General features: G+C 50.1%; 18 protein-coding genes. 15 read left to right on the plus strand and 3 right to left on the minus strand.

Annotated features, from left to right (window positions below; translation table 11 throughout):
* Window positions 1–16 precede the first annotated feature (16 nt).
* From MJ923_RS06030 to MJ923_RS06055, 6 genes are all read left to right on the plus strand, one after another.
* Window positions 17–1,129: a protein-glutamate methylesterase/protein-glutamine glutaminase gene (locus MJ923_RS06030; protein ID WP_240590325.1), complete on the plus strand. Its 1,113-nt coding sequence runs from the start codon at window positions 17–19 to the stop codon at window positions 1,127–1,129.
* A complete protein-coding gene (locus tag MJ923_RS06035) occupies window positions 1,122–1,571 on the plus strand; it encodes a membrane anchored protein in chemotaxis locus (protein WP_240590326.1) in 450 nt (149 codons plus the stop codon). The genes MJ923_RS06030 and MJ923_RS06035 overlap by 8 nt, the downstream gene beginning before the upstream one ends.
* Before the next feature lie 36 nt (window positions 1,572–1,607).
* Window positions 1,608–2,399, plus strand: a complete 792-nt coding sequence (locus MJ923_RS06040) for a ParA family protein (protein WP_240590327.1) — start codon at window positions 1,608–1,610, stop codon at window positions 2,397–2,399.
* The gene (locus MJ923_RS06045) at window positions 2,383–3,558 is read left to right on the plus strand and encodes a chemotaxis protein CheW (RefSeq protein WP_240590328.1); all 1,176 of its coding nucleotides are present in this window, start codon (window positions 2,383–2,385) and stop codon (window positions 3,556–3,558) included. Before MJ923_RS06040 ends, MJ923_RS06045 begins: the two co-directional genes overlap by 17 nt.
* A 7-nt stretch (window positions 3,559–3,565) precedes the next feature.
* Entirely contained in the window at window positions 3,566–4,057 is a 492-nt protein-coding gene (locus MJ923_RS06050) for a chemotaxis protein CheW (protein ID WP_240590329.1), read from the plus strand.
* 66 nt (window positions 4,058–4,123) lie between these two features.
* Window positions 4,124–4,525 carry a DUF2802 domain-containing protein gene (locus tag MJ923_RS06055; RefSeq protein WP_126167430.1) on the plus strand — a complete coding sequence of 134 codons (402 nt, stop codon included), beginning with the start codon at window positions 4,124–4,126 and terminating at the stop codon, window positions 4,523–4,525.
* A gap of 129 nt (window positions 4,526–4,654) precedes the next feature.
* Here the strand turns inward: MJ923_RS06055 and MJ923_RS06060 are convergent, their stop codons facing one another.
* Both MJ923_RS06060 and MJ923_RS06065 read right to left on the minus strand, forming a co-directional pair.
* On the minus strand, window positions 4,655–4,957 hold the full coding sequence (locus tag MJ923_RS06060) for an EscU/YscU/HrcU family type III secretion system export apparatus switch protein (RefSeq protein WP_240590330.1): 303 nt from the start codon (window positions 4,955–4,957) through the stop codon (window positions 4,655–4,657).
* An 18-nt stretch (window positions 4,958–4,975) separates the two neighbouring features.
* A complete protein-coding gene (locus MJ923_RS06065; protein WP_240590331.1) occupies window positions 4,976–6,346 on the minus strand; it encodes a hypothetical protein in 1,371 nt (456 codons plus the stop codon).
* A gap of 418 nt (window positions 6,347–6,764) precedes the next feature.
* Here MJ923_RS06065 and MJ923_RS06070 point away from each other — a divergent pair, with 418 nt between their 5' ends.
* Complete coding sequence (locus tag MJ923_RS06070; protein WP_240590332.1) at window positions 6,765–7,529, plus strand: MlaA family lipoprotein; 765 nt, start codon at window positions 6,765–6,767, stop codon at window positions 7,527–7,529.
* A gap of 67 nt (window positions 7,530–7,596) precedes the next feature.
* A complete protein-coding gene (locus tag MJ923_RS06075; protein ID WP_240590333.1) occupies window positions 7,597–8,703 on the plus strand; it encodes a response regulator in 1,107 nt (368 codons plus the stop codon).
* 274 nt (window positions 8,704–8,977) lie between these two features.
* On the opposite strand, the gene MJ923_RS06080 is transcribed toward MJ923_RS06075, so the two are convergent.
* Window positions 8,978–10,450 (minus strand): peptide MFS transporter, encoded by a 1,473-nt coding sequence (locus MJ923_RS06080; RefSeq protein ID WP_240590334.1) that lies wholly within the window; start codon window positions 10,448–10,450, stop codon window positions 8,978–8,980.
* A 415-nt stretch (window positions 10,451–10,865) separates the two neighbouring features.
* On the opposite strand from MJ923_RS06080, the gene rfaH reads away from it, so the two are divergent.
* The 7 genes from rfaH (at window position 10,866) to neuC (ending at window position 20,167) form a co-directional block, all read left to right on the plus strand.
* Window positions 10,866–11,369, plus strand: a complete 504-nt coding sequence (gene rfaH / locus MJ923_RS06085; RefSeq protein WP_240590335.1) for a transcription/translation regulatory transformer protein RfaH — start codon at window positions 10,866–10,868, stop codon at window positions 11,367–11,369.
* 817 nt (window positions 11,370–12,186) lie between these two features.
* Window positions 12,187–14,925, plus strand: coding sequence for an SLBB domain-containing protein (locus MJ923_RS06090; RefSeq protein WP_240590336.1), 2,739 nt, complete (start codon window positions 12,187–12,189; stop codon window positions 14,923–14,925).
* Window positions 14,926–15,009: 84 nt separating this feature from the next.
* Window positions 15,010–15,396: a four helix bundle protein gene (locus MJ923_RS06095; protein WP_240590337.1), complete on the plus strand. Its 387-nt coding sequence runs from the start codon at window positions 15,010–15,012 to the stop codon at window positions 15,394–15,396.
* Window positions 15,397–15,477: 81 nt separating this feature from the next.
* Window positions 15,478–16,443 carry a Wzz/FepE/Etk N-terminal domain-containing protein gene (locus MJ923_RS06100; RefSeq protein WP_240590338.1) on the plus strand — a complete coding sequence of 322 codons (966 nt, stop codon included), beginning with the start codon at window positions 15,478–15,480 and terminating at the stop codon, window positions 16,441–16,443.
* Window positions 16,444–16,625: 182 nt separating this feature from the next.
* On the plus strand, window positions 16,626–17,816 hold the full coding sequence (locus tag MJ923_RS06105) for a UDP-N-acetylglucosamine 4,6-dehydratase (RefSeq protein WP_240590339.1): 1,191 nt from the start codon (window positions 16,626–16,628) through the stop codon (window positions 17,814–17,816).
* A 12-nt stretch (window positions 17,817–17,828) separates the two neighbouring features.
* Window positions 17,829–18,974 (plus strand): LegC family aminotransferase, encoded by a 1,146-nt coding sequence (locus MJ923_RS06110; RefSeq protein ID WP_240590340.1) that lies wholly within the window; start codon window positions 17,829–17,831, stop codon window positions 18,972–18,974.
* A gap of 14 nt (window positions 18,975–18,988) precedes the next feature.
* Window positions 18,989–20,167: a UDP-N-acetylglucosamine 2-epimerase gene (gene neuC, locus MJ923_RS06115; RefSeq protein ID WP_240590341.1), complete on the plus strand. Its 1,179-nt coding sequence runs from the start codon at window positions 18,989–18,991 to the stop codon at window positions 20,165–20,167.
* Window positions 20,168–20,171 lie beyond the last annotated feature (4 nt).

The raw sequence follows: 20,171 nt of genomic DNA on the forward strand, positions 1-20,171 counted from the left end.
TTTGGCAGGAACATAAATGACAATAAAAGTATTGGTCGTTGATGACTCAAGCTTTTTCCGTCGCAGGGTCAGCGAGATCATGAATCAGGACCCTGAGCTGGAAGTAGTCGCAACGGCAGCCAACGGCATGGAAGCCATCAGAATGGCACAGGAGCACAAGCCCCAGGTCATTACCATGGACATCGAAATGCCGGTAATGGACGGGATCACCGCCGTGAGAGAAATCATGGCCAAGGTTCCCACGCCAATTCTGATGTTTTCTTCGCTGACCCATGATGGGGCAAAAGCTACCCTGGACGCTCTGGATGCCGGGGCGCTCGACTTTTTGCCGAAACGTTTTGAAGACATAGCGACCAATAAGGATGAAGCCACCAAGCTGCTGCAGCAGCGGGTGAAGGCCTTGGGTAAGCGACGTGTGTTCAGACCGGTCACCTCAAGGCCTGCGGCGCCAGAACCCGTCGCAAGACCGACCCTTGGCTCACGGCCTCCGGCTCAGTTGCAGCCGCGTGCTGCGGCGCCTGCTCCGAGTGCACCCATTCGCGCCAGCGGTAAGAATTACCGACTGCTGGCCATAGGCACCTCCACAGGTGGACCGGTTGCACTGCAAAAGGTATTGACCCAGTTTCCGGCCAACTATCCGCTGCCGATATTGCTTATTCAGCATATGCCCGCAGCCTTTACTCCGGCGTTCGCACAGCGTCTTAACGGCTTGTGCCGGATCTCGGTAAAAGAAGCGGCCAATGGTGACGTACTGCAACCCGGCTGTGCCTATCTCGCACCCGGCGGCATGCAGATGATGATTGAAAAGTCCGGTGCCACCGGGCGGCTGAAAATCGTCGCTGGCAGCGCTGATATGAACTACAAACCCTGTGTTGACATCACCTTCGCATCTGCATCAAAAAGCTACGGCGGTGATGTGCTTGCTGTGGTGCTGACCGGCATGGGCGCCGACGGCCGTGAAGGGGCTCGAATGCTCAAGAATGTCGGCGCGACTATCTGGGCGCAGGATGAGGCCAGTTGTGTTGTGTATGGTATGCCTCAGGCTGTGACCGCAGCCGGGATTTCGACACAATCGATTTCCCTCGATAACATGGCGGACGCTATCTTAAAAGAGTCCGGCCGTGGCTGATAAAAGGGCTTCAATGCCCCTGTGGGGGCTGTTGTCGATTTTTTTGTTGGTGGTTATCTGTGCTGCGATGACCATTCTGTATCTGGATCTCAGGCACAAGTTTGCCAATTTGGAAGCCAAGAACAGAGAACTTGCGGCAAGCCAGGTGCTGCTGATGGTACCGGATGACCAGGCAGAAGCATTGGCAGCCTGGCTTGAGTCTCATCCACAGCAAACCGAGCAGTTGCTCAAGCGGGTTGAGACCAAAGCCAATGACGGGGCAAAAACAACCCCTGAAGCCAAGGCGGATGGCCCGTTGAAACCAGATACCGCCGTGCCCAATCAAGAGGCACTTCCCGATGCCTTGGTGCCAGAGGTCATTTCGGAAAACGATGATGGGGTAAAAGTGATAGTGCTGCCCCATGGTGGAATACGGGTTACCACCCGTGAAGAGAAAAACTGAATAACAATAACGAGTGCGCATCCGGGAGCCTGAGACTTGAAAGTCTGGACCATAGCAAACCAAAAAGGTGGCGTGGGTAAGACCACCACAGTAGCCAGCCTGGCAGGACTTCTTGCCAAGCAGGGCAAGCGAGTGCTGATGGTGGACACAGATCCCCATGCGTCCCTTGGATACTACCTGGGGATTGATTCCGAAGAAGTCCCCGGCTCGCTCTACGATGTCTTCGTCGACCATAAATCACTGACACGGGATCTTATCCGTCAGCACACAGTGCCAACACTGGTGGAAAACCTCGACCTCATTCCTGCCACCATGGCGCTGGCGACCCTCGACCGGGCGCTCGGCCATCAGGAGGGGATGGGGCTTGTGCTGCGTAATCTGCTCAAGTTGATGGAAGACGATTATGATGTCGCCTTGATTGACTGTCCGCCTGTACTGGGGGTGTTGATGGTCAATGCCCTGGCAGCCAGCCAACATATTGTTATTCCCGTTCAAACCGAGTTTCTGGCCATTAAGGGCCTGGATCGTATGATTAAAACTATGGAGCTGATGGGTCGCTCCAAAAATACCAAATACAGCTACACAGTGGTGCCGACCATGTACGACAGGCGCACCAAGGCGTCGCCTGCTGCGCTGGAAAAATTGGCGCAGCTCTATGGCGATACTTTATGGCCGGATGTGATCCCGGTTGATACCAAGTTTCGTGATGCCAGTCTTGCCCATTTACCTGCCTCTCACTACGCGCCGGGTTCACGTGGAATTAAGGCCTACGAGCGCCTGCTCGAGTTTCTGATGGCAGGGGAGTTTGACCATGTCAAAGTCCGTTGATGAGACAGTTGTCGACTTCTTTCGTTTGCTGCTGAGCGAGGAAACTGAGCCTGTCGGGCAGAACCCTGCCGCTTCCAAGCTTAAAGCAGGCACCGTAACAGATGGGCATGATGCTTCATCGCTGGTGACAGCCTCCAACCTTGAGGATGCCGCGCCAGCAGCCCTGAAAGCTGAAAAGACAGAGCCGGCACACAATCCCGCGGTGTCAGGCGCACCTGAAACTGCTAAGCGATTGGTACACACGTCTACACCAGTGGCAAGGGCCGAACCAGAGCTAAAAGCTGCGACAGAGATAAAAGCCTCGCCGCTACTTGCTACGCCCAAGATGGCGCCAAAGGCGACCGTCACGGATGCGACAGCCGGCACAGTCGATAAGGCTGTACTCGATAAGGCGGCGCTGGAGAAGCTGCTTGCGCCTGTGTTTGACACCAAAACGGCTACCCAAACCACGGCGCCGAAGGCAGATACTGCTGCTAACGCTGTGGTGGCGACAAAGGCGAAGGTAGAAATCTCAACGCCGGTTGAAGTGCAGCCAAAGGTTGAGGTTCCACCAGAGACTACGCCAGAGCAAAAGTTAGCGGCAGCACCGGTACCCGAAACTGAGGTGAGTTTACCTGTCAGTGACACGGATATCGGCGCCCCGGTATTGCAGACTCAAACCGGTGCCGCGCCGCCCAGTATTACAAAAGATTTGCAGGCAGAGCTCGATGATGAGTTTCAGGTACTATTCTTTAAGGTAGCGGGACTGACGCTTGCGGTGCCCTTGGTGAGTTTGGGCGGGATTGTGAAGGTTGATCGCATCAATCAAATCTTTGGCCGCCCCAACTGGTTTTTGGGGGTCCAGACCCACCGCGACTCCCAGCTGAACCTGGTGGACACCTGTGCGTGGGTTATGCCGGAAAAATACGACGAAGAACTGGCGCAAAGCGTAAATTATCAATATCTTGTATTATTAGAAGACAGTAACTGGGGATTGGCCTGTGAAACCTTGGTCAACTCAGTGCGGATTAAGCAATCCGAAGTCAACTGGCGAACCACCGCGGGGAAACGCCCCTGGCTTGCCGGTGTGGTAAAAGAGCAGATGTGCGGCATCTTGAATGTTCAGGCATTGATCCAGATGCTCAATGCGGGTTTAGGTTGTCAGGATCCTATTAACTGAGGTAGATATGACAGACTCAAGAAATGTGGCTGTAGCAGCCGGTAAGGATGACGCAGTATTACAGTGGGTAACCTTCAGGCTCGATAACGAGACCTACGGGATCAACGTAATGCAGGTGCAGGAAGTACTGCGTTACACCGAAATTGCACCGGTTCCTGGCGCTCCGCATTATGTTCTGGGGATCATTAACCTGCGCGGCAACGTGGTAACCGTTATCGATACCCGCTCCCGTTTTGGGTTGCAATCGTCTGAAGTGGATGATTCCACCCGTATTGTGATTATTGAGGCGGAAAAGCAGGTTATCGGTATTCTGGTCGACAGCGTGGCAGAAGTGGTTTACCTACGCCGCTCTGAAATCGACAACGCCCCCAACGTGGGCACCGAAGAGAGCGCCAAGTTTATCCAGGGTGTCAGCAACCGCGACAATGAGCTGCTGATCCTGGTGGATTTGGATAAACTGCTCTCTGACGAAGAGTGGGCAGAACTCTCTCAAATCTAAGGTGGTTTTGCGATAGGGCCGCCCCAATGGCGGCCTTTGGCGTATTTTAAGGAGTTGTAGCCTTCAATGGAAAATGGGTTTCTGATAGCTGCTCTTGTTTATGTTATCGCCTGTTTGGGATTGGTTTTGTTCCTGCAAAAGCAGCTTGGCAAACTCAGAACCAAGGTGGATGCGCTGGCGACCTTACTCAAAGAATCTGATAAGCAACGTGAAAGTGTTAAACGCGAGCTGCACGAACTCAGAAGTGGCACCATCGGCGTTGGCAAAAGGGTTCTTGAGCTTGAGAAAAAACTTGCCCAGCAAGACGCCCGCATTGATGAAACCCGTGAACAGGACCCTCAGGCAAGGCTATATACCCGTGCCATGAAGATGGTGTCTCTGGGGGCTGGGATTGATGAGTTGATGGCCGAATGCGAGCTCCCGAGAGCCGAAGCTGAGCTGTTATTGCGTCTTCACGGCAATCGCTGAAACATCACTCCTGGCCAGTTGCTGTGATTGCACCCTAAACACTTTTACAGCTCTTTGCCTAAGTTCTGCCGTTACTGGTCAATTAACTAAAAAAGCCGCAATAAGGCGGCTTTTTTAATGCAGCAAAACCTAAGCCGAAGCGCTTATTTTATGATGCAGTCTTGCCCATTCTTCCGGGTATCTGCCATCGAGCATATACACAAACGACAACAGCTCTGCTATCAGCACGAACAGTTCCCTTGGAATGGGTTCATCAAGCTCAAGGGTTGCCAAAAAATTCGCCAGCGCCGGGTCTTCGTGGACATGCACGCCACACTCTTTGGCTAGGGCGACAATCTCCTCTGCCAGCAGCGCCTCGCCCTTGGCGGTCACCCTGGGTGCACCGTCACCATCATATTGTAAGGCCACTGCAATTTTTTCATTTTGGCTCATAATCACCCCCGTAAATAATCACACCCGCAAATCGAAACTGAACTGTTCATCTGGCCGCAGGGAAGGGGGCACCTTGCCTTGTTGGCACTGAACTTGGCTAATGGTAAAACCCAGTGCCTGTAAGTGCTCACTCAGTATGGGGACAAAATTGCTGATCCTGCGTGTAAGCTGCGGCGCCGGGCTGATGAAGGTGACAGATAAGTCACTTTGACGCCGATTTACCTTTACCATCAGCTCACCTTCGGTAAGGGAGAATTTGAGTTTTAATTGCCAAAGGGATGCGCTGCTGTCGTCGGCGTTGCGGCGATTGTGCCTTTGGAAGAGGCCTTCAAGCGTTTGCTGTCGGTCGCCCAAAAGATAGGGCAGGGCAAAGTACCAGCCCGCTCTTTCACTGGATGCTGTCACCAGCTCGCGGCGACTGGTGGCAAGCTTGCTGATATCGTCAAGCAGTTCGTCAGAGGCCAATTGGGTTAAATCCTGGCTGCTGAGTCCCGCTTTTTTGGCAAGCAGCGAAATCCAGGTTTGTATCAGCGGGGTAAGTGGTTGCTCCTGCTTTAACGCCATACCACCAAGGAGTAACTGAAACACCATTGCAAGCGGCTGGGATTGAAACAGCTCGGCGATACTGAGAGGCTTTGGCAGCAGCGAACTGTTCGCGGCACTTTCGATAGCGCTTCGCATGGCGTCTGCGCCCATCAGTGCGTTGACCGGCAGCGGCTTTAACAGCGCGAGCAGGCGCCTTGCGGGCTCGAAGGTGCTGTGCTCTGTGGTGGTAGGATTTGCATCTGTTTGTGGCAAGAGTGCACCGGTTTTCTCCAACGCTGAGCTTAAGCGGTTTGCGGCTGTGTAAGTGCCCGCTTCGCGGCTTTGGCCTATTGTTGAGGTTATCGCTTCTGTGCCTGGTTGCTGTCCGGATGCATCTGTTGCGGTTCGTCCGGCAGCCGATGTGGCGAGCAGTTTCTTTTCCATGTTGACAAGAAGCGCCTGCGGTGTAGTTCGAAACCGGGCGTGCACTTCGCTGATTTGCGAAGAAATAGCCGTCAGAGAACTATCGTTTTGCGTAATCCGTGAGAGGGTTACCGGCAGTTCCTCGTCTATGGCATCGAGCAGTAACGAAAGTTCGCCGCCCCTGAGTCCAAGGCGCGCCCTGACGATACCGCTAGCTGCGCCTTTTGGCGCCGGAAACACCTGACCTGAATCAAATTTAAGCTTGCCAGCCTCTACCTTGGCGAGCCCCAGTAAATAACCCTGGCTGCCACGGGCCTGTGCAAGCAGCTTATGCCTGTCATTACCTGTTTTGGGAATGAGCGCCGCCAGTGCCGGCGGCAGCGGAAATGTGCCGGATTGGCCTACCCTGAACAGCACGGCATTGAGGTCGGTTGCAGACACTAACGCCTGCTGCGGTAAACGCAGTAGCAGCGGATGTTTCAGTAGCGCCTGCAGCTGCACACCATTAAGTGATTGAGTTATAGTAAAACTTGTGTTTGCGGTCTGCAGTGTGATGCCAGCGGCTGTACCGCTTATGGTCACTGGTATCGTGACCAATGACGAGCCGCCCGCGACATTACGGGGACCATGGGTAGCGGATAATGCTGGGATATCTGTCATTGTCAGGCTCATCTGCTTGCCGTGGGCAGTCATCAAATTTCACAAATTACTGATTGACCTTATCGTATGGGGAAGTATGCTTAGCCGTCAAAGCGAGGCAATACTTAAGGCTGAAGCCTGCTTTTCCGGGCCCTGTTATTCATATCGTCCGCCGAGCCGCTTTCTAAAGCCAATTCAGGCGAAGTAAACAGAGAGATTTATGAAGTTGAAATGGATTACCCTGCCACTGATGTTATTGGCGGGGTTCGCTCAGGCTGAGCAAACCGACAATACACCGCAGGAAATGGTTGAGGTTGTCTACAACGACCCCCGAGATCCGTTCGAAGGTTTCAACCGCGCCATGTGGGACCTTAACTACAATGTGCTGGACCGATACATCTATCGGCCTGTTGCCCACACCTATAAAGATTATGTGCCGCGGCCGGTAAAGTCGGGCGTGAACAATTTTGTGCGTAATCTTGAAGAGCCAAGTGCCTTGGTCAACAACACCCTGCAGGGTAAGTTTGGTTGGGCTGCCAACGCCGGTGGCCGCTTTGTGGTGAACTCCACGGTGGGGCTGCTTGGGGTAATTGATGTGGCAGATATGATGGGCATGCCACGCAAGCAGGATGACTTCAACGAAGTGCTGGGCTACTACGGCGTGCCAAACGGCCCATACTTTATGGCACCTTTTTTTGGGCCATATGTTACCCGCGAACTCGCGACCGATTGGGTCGATGGACTATACTTTCCTCTATCAGAGCTCACCATGTGGCAATCGGTGGTGAAATGGGGCCTCAAGAGCCTTCATACCCGTACCGAAGCCATTGATCAAGAGCGGCTTCTCGACAACGCTCTCGATCCTTACACCTTTGTCAAGGATGCCTATCTTCAGTATATGGATTACAAGGTGTATGATGGGAATGTCCCATCAAATCAAGATGATGATGAGCTGCTTGACGAATATTTGCAGGAGCTGGATTAGCAGCCTGAAACAGGCTCTCAACTGAGGTGATTTTCACCCGGCGCTATCAGCTCCCAGAGGGAAGTATATGGCGCTGAAAGACGTTTCTGTGTTGTTGGTTGAAGACGATCCTGTGTTTCGCAGGGTCGTCGCGTCATTTTTGGACAGTCGTGGCGCCATGGTCACCGAGGCGGACGACGGGGTTCAGGGGCTTGATTGGTTCCGGCGGCAAAACTTTGATGTGGTGCTGGCCGATTTGAGTATGCCCAATCTGGGTGGTCTTGATATGCTGCGGGAGATGTATCGGCTCGATCCCGCCATGCCTTCCATTGTTATTTCCGGCAATAACGTAATGGCCGATGTGGTCGAAGCACTGCGAATTGGTGCGTCAGACTATCTGGTTAAGCCGGTATCCGATCTCTATATCATCGAACAATCCATTCGCCAAAGCCTAGGCAATCAGGTGCAGCAGGGCAGTGAAATTCAGGATCTGGATGAGCTCTCTCGGGTTGAGCTTGAAGAAAATCTGAAGGTGCTCGAGCAAAATACCGAAGCTGCCAAACACATCCAAAAAGAGTTGTTTCCTGCATCCCAGGTGCTCTATCCCCAGGCTCGTATTGATTACAGCCTGTACAAGAACGATGGCATCAGCGCGTTTTTTATCGACTCCACCATGGCTGACAGTGAGCATTTGGTGTTTTACATGGCGCATTTTCATCCGGAAGATAACCGGGCTGCCTTTGCCAGTGTGCTGCTGCGAAGTTTTGTAAATCATAAGCTCAAGGCTTACCGCAACGGCGTGAGCAGTGCCGTGATTGAGCCCTATAACATGCTCAGCTATTTAAATGAGCGTATCGTAAAGTCTGGCCTCGAGATCACGGTTGATATTGTGTACGCCGCCATTGAGCTTAAGCACTTCCGGGCGTCTATTTCTCAGGCCGGGCATGGTTTGCGTTGTTACTTACGGAATGAAAAAGGATTATCGCCACTGGCGCTACCAGATGCGCTGCAACTCGGTTTACTCGACTGGGGCAAGCCAAGCAGTCAGTTTCGCTCGCTGCTGCCTGGAGAGAGCCTGTGCATCGCCACATCCGACCCAACTCACAGGGAGATGCTGCTGAACAACCGCTTCGAAGGACTGGTGTGCAGCGATGGAATACTGGCGGGGGGATATGTGCAGGCCAGTTTCAGCTGATTAGGCTCATATGCTCGGTGAGGTATTGATTGTTTTATCTCAGTTTTATCCCAAGCTCGATATTCGCTTGCGCATGCGTATAGCGGGATAAAACGCCAATCAAGTTTGACAGTATGTGTCAGCAGTGGGCCCAGATGAAATAAATCGCAGTATTGCGTTTGCGGCTGTCTTTTTAGATTCCGAGTCGCGATTGAACAAGAAGCCCAATTTAAACCAATAAAAAAGCCTCCCGATGGAGGCTTTTTTAATCCCGGCAAAAACTGCCGAATCAATATTAGCTGCGCTTCATCGCTTCATGCTCGCCTGTAACGGCAATTTCTTCTTCCAGCGCTTCTTCTTCGGTGTGATGAGTCTTGCTCTCAGCACCGTGCATCCAGTCAACCAGTTTGTCAGCCATGAAGTAAAGAATAACACCGGAAATGGCGGCGGTAATTGCGATACCAGCGAAGATAGACATGGCGTTGGCCAACTGCTCTTCTTTCTCACCGCCATGACCAATGAAGGAACCTACCACGCCAGCAATCTTGTTGGCTGCGGCGATAAACAGGAACCAGGCACCCATCATCAGCGATACGATACGCAGCGGAGCCAGTTTGGTCACCATAGACAGGCCGATAGGAGACAGACACAGTTCACCCATGGTGTGGAAGAAGTAGGCACCAACCAGCCACCACATGCTTGATTTGGCAGTTGGGTCACCGCCCATCTCAACAACGGCACCAATCATGAACAGGAAGCCGATACCCAGCAGGATAAGACCCAGGGCGAATTTAACCGGAGAGTTAGGCTCACGATCACCAAGACGAACCCAAATGGAAGCCACAACAGGGGCAAAAATTACAATGAACATGGCGTTCAGTGACTGGAACCAGGTAGTAGGTACTTCCCAGCTGCCAATCATACGGTCGGTAAAGTCGTTGGTGAACAGGTTCATCAGGCCGCCGGCCTGCTCGAAGCCTGCCCAGAAGATGATGGTGAACAGACCCATTACCATGATGACCTTGATGCGATCACGCTCAATTTTGGTCAGTGGCTCTTTACGTACCTGACCACGGGCTTCATCTTTTTGCTTTTCAAGCTTGGCAGCGGGCACAGTACCAATGTTGCCCAGCAGCTTTTGTGCGAACAGGAACTGGATAATCAGCGACAGCACCATACCGATACCGGCACAGATAAAGCCTGCCTGGAAGTTACCATCATAAGCCGTCACTACTGAGCCGACGATGATGCCGGAGAGGAATGCGCCTACGTTGATACCCATGTAGAAGATGGTGAAGGCGCCGTCACGGCGGTGATCGCCTTCCTGATACAGGTCACCCACCATGGTAGAGATGTTGGGCTTAAAGAGGCCGTTACCCAGAATAAGAACGCCCAAGCCCAGGTAGAAAACTTCAGTTTCCATGCCTTGAACCCATGCGTGTGGCGTACCCAGAATAAATTGACCAGCGGCCATCAGGGTACCACCAATCATGATGGCTTTACGTTGTCCGAGGAAGTTATCAGCGAGCCAGCCGCCGATAAGGGGGGTGAGATAAACCAGACCAGTGAAAGTACCGTAAAGAGAAATGGCATCGGCTTGACTCCAGCCCAGTCCGTGTCCGCCTTCGCTTTGTACTTTATCTACCAGATAGAGCACCAGAATGGCGCGCATGGCATAGTAACTGAATCGTTCCCAGAGTTCTGTGGTGAACAGGAGGAACAGCCCCTTAGGATGCCCGAGCATCGTACCTTGGGAATTTACGCTCATTAAGTCTTCCACCTTAAGCTTGTGATTGCCCGCAAGTATCGGTCTTGCAGAAAAATTAAACGATGCTTTCATTCCGGCTGGAAACACATTAGCTCAAGTGTTTGTGTTACTTGAAGTTTGTATGTCTCTTATTACCTGAAACGTTAAGGCACCTTTACGTGATTTTTATAATTACACCGACATTTGTCGGAATTTAGCCAAAAAGGCCACCTTTATATACCCTTTGAAGGCTGGATGTGTCAATTTTACCGGCGGTTCGCCGAGTTTAATTTAACCGATGGCGCCGGGTTTGGGGGCAATTGAACGATTGCTGAACAGACAATCTTGAGCGTTAAATTTTGGTTCAAAAGAAGGGTTGGTTTTGGTATGCTCTACGGCCGTGAAGGGACGTCACTCAACCGTAAAGAGACGACAGATGAAGGCTTGGTATCTCGTTTACTGTAAGCCCCGCAATGAAGCGCGGGCGCAGCAAAATCTCGCAATGCAAAACCTGGAAACTTATCTTCCGATGTATCGTCGGCAGGTGAGGACCAAGGGTGGTGAGGTTTCTGTCGCCGAATCTCCGTTATTTCCCAATTATCTGTTTCTGAATTTTGACCCCTCAGTCACCAGTGTCCGCAGTATCCATGCCACCCGCGGCGTAGCCCGTATCGTGGGCTGCCGTGAAGATATGACACCGGTGGAAGACTCACTTATTCGCGCCATTAAAAGGCGTGAACTGCAGCTCGAAAAGCTGCCTGAAGAAGTTGCATTGCGTTCCGGAGACAAGGTTAAATTCTGTGAAGGTCCTTTCACCGATTTGGAAGCCATCTTTCTTGAGCAGGATGGCCTTAAGCGCTGTTTGGTGTTGTTTGAGTTTATGGGACAGCAAAAGCAGCTTGATGTGGAACAGTCCAGCATTTCCCGTATATGTGCGTAAGCCCCCTCAAAGGTTGTAAGACATTTGCCATAGCAGCGTCTATAGTAGCTGTGGCTTTTGTCATTTTTATGGCTGGGAAAATTCAGTCAGTACAATTGGTTAGGGCTCACTGAAAGTTGGCGACAAAATCTTGTCACCAAAAGTGTTTAAAAATCGGACGCTTATCATGTTGTTTGGTCGTTTTTTCGACTGAAACACGACTGAACGTGGGGTAGAATCCCAAGGTTCGATAGTTTTTCGGCACAGAGATGAAACTGACTTTCACCTCTGTGCTTTATGAGTTGTGATATAGCCTCAAGCAAGTGCTTTGCATTAGGTGATTCACAACTCTCTGAAAATTCAAGATCTCGCATCGCGAGGGGCACGTTGGAAGCCGAAATCCATGGGCGGTAGCGTGCCTGAAGGGCAACGAACAGAATAGTTTCTGTTCGTTAGTGGACGCCGAAGCCCCTCTGGGGCGCCACGCGGACGGTAGCGTGGCTGAAGGGCGAGAATGGCGCAGCCATAAGCTCTCGAGCGAGAGGCATGGAGGCCGAACTGGCCCCTGTATATGATATGGACGTATTTGCGAACAGAACTGTTTCTGTTCGTTAGTGGACGCCGAAAATGATTGCCCGGAGCAATCACTAATAGCTTTAGCTGGCCCGGTGGGTGACATGCAGGACGCATGTCATAAGCCCCTCTGGGGCGCCATGCGGCTAGGTCGCGTGCCTGAATGTCACAGAACTGAAAAGTTCATGCTTGAGGTTGGGATAGCCTATTCCAACGCTAAAAATCTATTTCATTACGTTTAATCACCTAAAAACGGAGACATCTGGTGTTACAACAACTAAAACGACTGATGATTGCCAGCGTTGGTGCGCTGGTTTTGGTTGGGGGACCAAGCGCGGCGATAACTCCGTCACCGCAGATGATTGAACAGTTTAAAAACCTGCCCAAGTCTGAGCAGGAGCGTATTGCACGCCAGTACGGTATCGATCCGTCCATGCTTGGCGGTACTACCCAAGGTGGCAAAAGGCTGGAACAACCGGAGTTGATGTCTGAGCGACTGTCAGAACGGGGGTTGGACATCGAAGGTAAGACGAAAGCTAAAGACGACCAGGTAGATTTCTCACAGGATGCGTCAAAAGGCGAGCTTAAGCGTTTCGGATACGAACTGTTTGCCGGAGAGCCTTCCACTTTTGCGCCAGTTTCGGATGCGCCTGTACCTGCCGAATATCAAATTGGCCCGGGCGATACTCTCAATGTACAGCTCTACGGCAAAGAGAATAAGAATTTCAGCCTCACCGTTGGCCGTGACGGTACAGTGCAGTTCCCTGATTTAGGCCCCATTTCCTTGGTTGGCATGAGTTTCTCTGAAGCCCGTAGCCTGTTGCTGGATAAAATTGCCAAGTCGATGATTGGTATTCAGGCCAGCATCACCATGGGAGAGCTGCGCTCAATCCGAATTTTCGTTGCAGGTGATGCCTATAAGCCTGGCTCATACACGGTATCCAGCCTGTCAACTATTACCCAGGCGTTATTCGTTTCCGGCGGTATCAACGAGATTGGCTCGCTGCGTAACGTTCAGCTCAAGCGAAACGGTAAGCTGGTTGGTTCACTTGACCTTTACGATTTACTCCTTAAAGGTGATGCATCCAAAGACCTTCGTCTGCAGTCCGGTGACGTGGTGTTTATTCCTGCGGTTGGCGGCTTGGTGTCTGTTGACGGTGAAGTACGTCGCCCTGCCATTTATGAGCTTAAAAGGGGTGAGATTGTAAAAGATGTGGTCAGCATGGCAGCGGGACTCATGCCTGGTGCTTACCCCAAACAAAGTGTGCTTGAGCGTTTCGGCTCAGATGGTCTCAAAACACTCATCAATCTGGATTTAACTTCTGCCAAAGGTTTGTCTGTTTCTGCCAAGCCTGGAGACTACATCCGGGTTAAAAGCGCGTCAGCCCAATTCGATAATGCCATCACTGTCGTTGGTGCCGTAGTTCGCCCTGGTAAATATCAGTGGGCACAGGGTAAGCGCGTAAGTGACATTCTTCCTTCAATTTGGGGCGACTTAGAGGTTAACGCTGATCTTGACTTTGGCTTGGTTGTTCGCGAAGTCAATCAGTTCGGTGATATTGAGGTATTACAATTTGCCCCCGGACACGCAATCTCAACCCCTGCATCTTCTGAAAACCTTCAGCTTGCTGCCAGAGACAAAATTGTTATCTTCAGCTTCAGCGATGATACTCAAAACCGTTATGAGTTGAATCGTCTGGTAAAGAGCCGCGTGGCCAAGGTTAGTGAGCTTAAAGGTGACTCGCTTATCCAAGGGGATATCTTTAAAGCAGGTTTCAGTAGCATCAATCAGAAGAAGCTCAAGTCACGCACAGAATTGGCTGGGGTCGTAGTTGACCAGGATAAGGCAGAAGAAGAACAACTGGTTGCCGACGAAGTGGCAAAAATGCTGGCCAATTTGTTCGATGACCGCGACCTTATCCGCCTCTCCGGGGTGATGAGCCGTGAAGAATTGCTCTATCCAGTTGTTTCTAAGCTTACCAGTCAAAGCCGTGCAGGCCAGGGCGCAAAGCTTGTCTCTGTAGCCGGTCAGGTTCGTCACCCAGGTGTCTATCCGCTGAGTCAAAACGCATCGGTCAAATCGCTTGTAAAGGCCGCGGGTGGGCTTAAAGAAGGCGCATACACGGTACGTGCTGAGTTGAGTCGTACTAATATAGACGCGAATGGCTCTACTCTTGAGCATATCAACATCGATTTAGCAGCTGCTCTCTCGGGAGGAGAAGAGAACCTGGGCCTGCAAGGCCGAGACAGCCTTACTGTAATGACAACCCCTGAGTGGCAGGAAACTCAATCCGTAGAAATTCGCGGCGAAGTGAAGTTCCCAGGTGTTTACAGTATTCGCCGCGGTGAGACTCTGTCGGAAGTGATTGCAAGGGCGGGTGGGTATACCGATTTTGCCTACTTGCCTTCGGCGGTATTTGTGCGTGAGAGCGTGCGGAAGCAAGAGCAAATAGAAATTAAAAAGCTGGCTGACCAACTGCGCCGTGATCTGGCTACCCGTGGTGTTTCCAAAGATGGAAATGTTCTGAACTACAGCGAAGCTCAGTTAATGCTCAAAGACCTTGAGATGATTGAAGCTGTAGGCCGCCTTGTGGTGGATCTGCCGGCATTGTCTGTTGGCGTAACTGAAGCCGACATCCAACTCGAGCAGGATGACGTGCTCTATGTACCTTCAACTCGTCAAACCATTGCGGTGATGGGGGAAGTTCAGCATCCGACTTCTCATCGTTACAAAGATGGCATCACACTGCAGCAATACATAGCTATGTCAGGTGGAGCCCGTAAGCGTGCCGATGATGATCGTACTTATGTAATCAAAGCAAACGGTTCTGTAATGCTACCGAGAGGTTCATTCTGGTTCAGCGCCGAAGACGAGCTGATGGCTGGTGATACCATAATAGTGCCGCTGGATACTGAGTATAAAGATAACCTGACGCTATGGAGCCAGATTACTCAGATCATCTACAACACAGCAGTGGCAGTAGCAACGATTTCAGGGCTGTAACTCGTGAAGCGAGTTCAGGAACTAGGTTCTAGGACGCCTCTTAGAGGCGCTAGGACCTAGAATCTAAAACCTAAAGTCATAGGTATGAAATTCGAGAATCTTGACGTATGGAAGCGTGCATGCCGTTTATCTTGCTTTATCTATAAAGCACTTAAAGACTGTCGAGACTTTGGCCTTAGAGATCAGATGACACGTGCAGCAGTGTCTATTGCTTCAAATATTGCTGAGGGTGAAAAAAGAGAAACTCAGGCAGAGTCTGCAAGGTTTCTCTACTTTGCAAAGGGCTCTACAGGTGAACTTGTCACTCAGTTATATATTGCTATAGAGATCGGTGTTGTCGAGAAAGAATCAGGCTTGTTGCTAATAAAAGAAGCCAAGGAAATCTCTGCAATGATTGCAAGCTTGATAAAAATTCGAAAAGGCAGTGTGAAAGAAGATGCTGCTGATTACAATTTTAAACCTAGAACCTAGAACCTAGAACCTAGAACCTAGAACCTAGAACCTAGAACCTAGAACCTAGAACCTAGAACCTAGAACCTAGAACCTAAGAACATGACCAATCAAATTCAAAATCATCAAAACTACAGTGATGCCCAATTCCCGCAAATAGCGCGGGAAGACGAAATCGACTTACGCGAGCTTTTTTCTGTCATCTGGCAAGGCAAATGGCTCATCATCGCCATTACAGCACTATTTTCTATTGGCTCAGTAATCTTTGCCATCAATCAGCCCAATATTTATAAAGCTGACGCTTTGCTGGCACCTACAGAGGCAGAGCAGGGCAGTGGCGGTTTGGCCGCTCTCGCAGGCCAGTTTGGTGGCCTTGCCAGTATGGCGGGCATTAACCTCGGTGGCGGCGGAGGTGATAAAACTGATTTGGCAATACAGGTGATTAAGTCCCGTCAGTTCCTTGGCGACTTTATTCAAAAGCACCAGATACTGCCCGAGCTGATGGCTGTTGATGCCTGGAATATGGCCGATAATAGCCTGTCTTTCGACCCTGTACTTTATAACAGTGACACCAAATCCTGGGTAAGGGAAGTGAAAGCACCGTTAAAGCCTGAACCTTCAGTGCAAGAAGCCGCTAAGGAATTTTCGAAGATTTTATTTGTCAGCAAGGCCAAAGAAACTGGCATGATTACCGTATCTATTGAACACCAATCACCTTATATGGCCAAACAGTGGGTCGACTGGATTATTTCAGACATCAACCGTGTAATGAAAGAGCGTGATGTAGCCGAGGCCATGCGAAGCACTGAGTTTTTGAACAAGCAAATTGAACTGACTACTGTGGCAGATATCCGCGCGATTTTATATAAACTGATAGAAGAGCAGGCGAAAACCATTATGTTCGCCGAAGTGCGTGATGAATATGTATTTAAAACCTTGGACCCAGCCTTGGTACCCGAAGAAAAGGCCAAGCCGAAGAGAGCTCTGATTTGTGTATTGGGAACATTACTTGGTGGAATACTTGGCGTTGCTATTATATTAGTTCGGTTTGTATTTCGTAATGAATAACCTCGCACTTAGAACCTAGCTACTAGGTTAGTGCCTATTGGGGCCAGTTTGGCTAGTTAGGCGAAATCATGCAATTACATTGAGAATGTCAGTTTTGGCTTTCTCATTTTAACAAATATGTGTCTCAGACACAGAAAAAGTCTGAGATAAAACCCATGAATAATTTAAGTTAGGTATCGTAAATGAACCAGATTTTGCCATTGATTGGCCGTACTGATGCGTTGTTTACTCAAGATATTTACAGCCATGAAGTAGAACTGTCACGCATTGTTTCTGAGTCAAGTTTCCTGGTCATTGGCGGTGCTGGCTCAATTGGGCAAGCGGTAACTAAAGAAATTTTTAAACGTAATCCTAAGAAGTTGCATGTTGTTGATATCAGTGAAAACAATATGGTTGAGTTAGTTCGAGATATCCGCAGCTCATTTGGCTACATCGATGGTGATTTCCAGACATTTGCTTTAGACATTGGTTCTTTAGAGTACGACGCATTTATTAAAGCCGATGGTAAGTTTGATTATGTGCTGAATTTATCGGCGCTTAAGCATGTTAGAAGTGAAAAAGATCCTTATACATTGATGCGTATGATCGATGTCAACGTCCTTAATACAGACAAAACGATCCAACAGTCTATTGATGCTGGTGTGAAAAAATACTTCTGTGTCTCGACGGATAAAGCGGCAAACCCCGTCAATATGATGGGGGCGTCCAAACGCATTATGGAAATGTTCTTGATGCGTAAGAGTGAGCAAATTGCCATCTCAACTGCGCGTTTTGCTAACGTGGCCTTTTCTGATGGTTCACTGTTGCATGGTTTTAACCAACGTATCCAAAAAAATCAGCCGATTGTCGCACCAAACGATATCAAACGTTATTTTGTCACTCCTCAAGAATCGGGTGAGCTGTGTTTGATGTCGTGTATTTTTGGTGAAAATCGCGACATTTTCTTCCCGAAACTCAGTGAAGCATTGCATCTGATTACATTTGCAGACATTGCGGTGAAATACCTAAAGCAAAGAGGCTACGAGCCGCATTTATGCGCGGATGAAGATGAAGCGCGTGAACTCGCGAAAACGCTACCAGCACAAGGCAAATGGCCTTGTCTTTTCACCGAAAGTGATACAACGGGTGAAAAGGATTTCGAAGAGTTTTTCACTGATAAAGAAGTGCTTGATATGGCACGTTTTGAAAATTTGGGCATCATCAAAAATGAACCTCTGTATCAACCGGATCTGTTGAGTCTTTTTGAAGAACAAATTGCCCAAATGAAAGATCAACGAGCTTGGAGCAAAGAGCAGATTGTGGCGCTCTTCTTTACGATGATCCCTGACTTCGGTCATAAAGAAACGGGCAAATACCTCGATAGCAAGATGTAAGGGTGAAGAAGAATGAACGCACAGTTACTGGTTGAGTTTGTACGCGACCAATACCAAACCCAAGATTTTATTCCATTGCATGCCCCTACTTTTGCGGGCAATGAGAAAGCGTATGTAATGGAAACCATTGAAAGCACGTTTGTCTCCAGTGTCGGTAAGTTTGTCGATGAGTTTGAACGTAAAATGGAAGCGTTTACTGGTACTCCAAAGGCGGTGGCGACGGTCAACGGTACCGCCGCCTTGCACGCCGCCCTTTACATGGCAGGGGTTGAACGTGGTGATTTCGTGATCACACAAGCGCTGACGTTTGTTGCAACTTGCAATGCGCTTTATCACATGGGTGCCGAGCCGATTTTTGTGGATGTTTCTCCTGTAAGCTTGGGGCTTTGCCCTAAAGCGATGAGTGCTTTCTTAGAAGAGAATGCGCAAGTCACTGAGGCAGGTTGCATCCATAAGCAAACGGGCGGAAGAATCAAAGCCGTGGTGCCAATGCACACTTTTGGTCATCCGGTAGAATTGGATGAACTGGTTGCTGTTTGTTTGAAATGGAATATTTCGTTAGTCGAGGATGCTGCGGAAAGCCTAGGTTCGTTTTACAAGGGTAAGCACACAGGGACAATCGGTGATTTTGGCGCGGTGAGTTTCAACGGCAACAAAATCATTACAACAGGTGGTGGCGGTATGGTGCTTTGCGGGAGTGAAGAAGCGGGTAGACGCACTAAGCACGTGACTACGACAGCGAAAGTGCCGCACCCGTATGAGTTCTTCCATGATGAGCCAGGGTTTAACTACCGCATGCCGAACTTAAATGCGGCGCTGGGCTGCGCGCAGATGGAAGTGTTGGAAGGCTATCTGGCGCAAAAGCGCCAATTGGCACATCAATACCAAGCGTTTTTCGCCAGCAGCGATGTGACGTTTGTGGTCGAGCCAGAATACGCACAGTCAAACTACTGGCTCAACGCCATCATTTGCGCAGATACACAGCAGCGCAATGAACTGCTTGAGCAAACTAATGCCGCTGGCGTAATGACTCGCCCAATTTGGCAGTTAATGCACCGTTTACCAATGTTCGAACAAGCCCTGCGTGGGGATTTGACCCATTCAGAATTCATTGAAGCACACCTGATTAACTTACCGAGTACGCAGGTTGGCGCTTAGGTGAGGGAACGAACATGAGCGAAAATCAGAAAAAAGTCGCCGTTTTTACCGGAACAAGAGCAGAATATGGTCTGCTCTTTTGGCTTTTAAAAGACATCCAAGCCGATTCTGATCTTCAACTTCAATTGCTGGTATCTGGTATGCATTTATCGCCAGAGTTTGGTGAAACCTATCAGCAAATTGAGCGAGATGGTTTTCATATCGAAGAAAAAATCGAAATCCTGCTTTCCTCAGATTCAGCGGTAGGTACAGCTAAAAGCATGGGGCTGGGCGTACTGGGGTTTGCGGATGCTTTGGCAAGGCTTAAACCAGACGTACTGGTGATTCTTGGCGATCGTTTTGAAGCTTTGGCTGCGGCACAAACGGCCATGATTCTGCGTATTCCAGTGATTCATTTACATGGTGGGGAAATTACCGAGGGCGCGTATGACGACGCCATTCGTCATGCGATCACCAAGTTGAGCTATCTGCATGGTACTTCGACCGAAGCGTATCGTCAGCGCGTTATCCAGTTAGGGGAAGCACCGGAGCGTGTGAAAAATATCGGCGCTATTGGGCTTGACCACCTTAAACGCGCTCAGTTCATGAATGTGCCTGCTCTGGCGCAATCTCTCAACTTTGCTCTGACTCAGCGGTACTTCTTGGTGACCTACCATCCCGTTACCTTGGGTGAAGAAGCACCAGAAACCAGCTTTCAAGCGTTACTGGATGCACTGGATTCGTATCCTGAGCATCAAATTATTCTCACTTATCCGAATGCAGATGATGGTGGACGTCGTATCATCCCAATGCTTGAAGCGTATGCCGCCGCAAATCCCCAGCGTGTGCTTGCTGTTCCTTCTTTAGGGCAAGTGCGTTATCTCAGCGCGGTGAAACATGCTAGCGTTGTGATTGGCAACTCTTCCAGTGGCATTATTGAAGTGCCTGCTTTTGATGTACCGACGGTGAATATTGGCGTGCGTCAGCAAGGGCGTTTGGCCGCAAAAAGTGTCTTGCATTGCCGGGCATCTAAAGAAGAGATTGAACAAGCAATTCAAGCGGCCATTACCAGAGGCTATAAGGCTGACGGTGAAGTGATCGATAATCCTTATGGCCAAGGTGATAGCAGTGCGCAAGTGATTGCAATGATAAAATCACTTCATTTTGAACCTTGTAAGTCATTCTATGACTTACCCTTTGAACCGATTGAGTGAGGCA

Origin of the sequence: Shewanella zhuhaiensis, assembly GCF_022484835.1 — a bacterium.
In the GTDB taxonomy this organism is placed as follows: Bacteria; Pseudomonadota; Gammaproteobacteria; order Enterobacterales; family Shewanellaceae; genus Shewanella; species Shewanella khirikhana.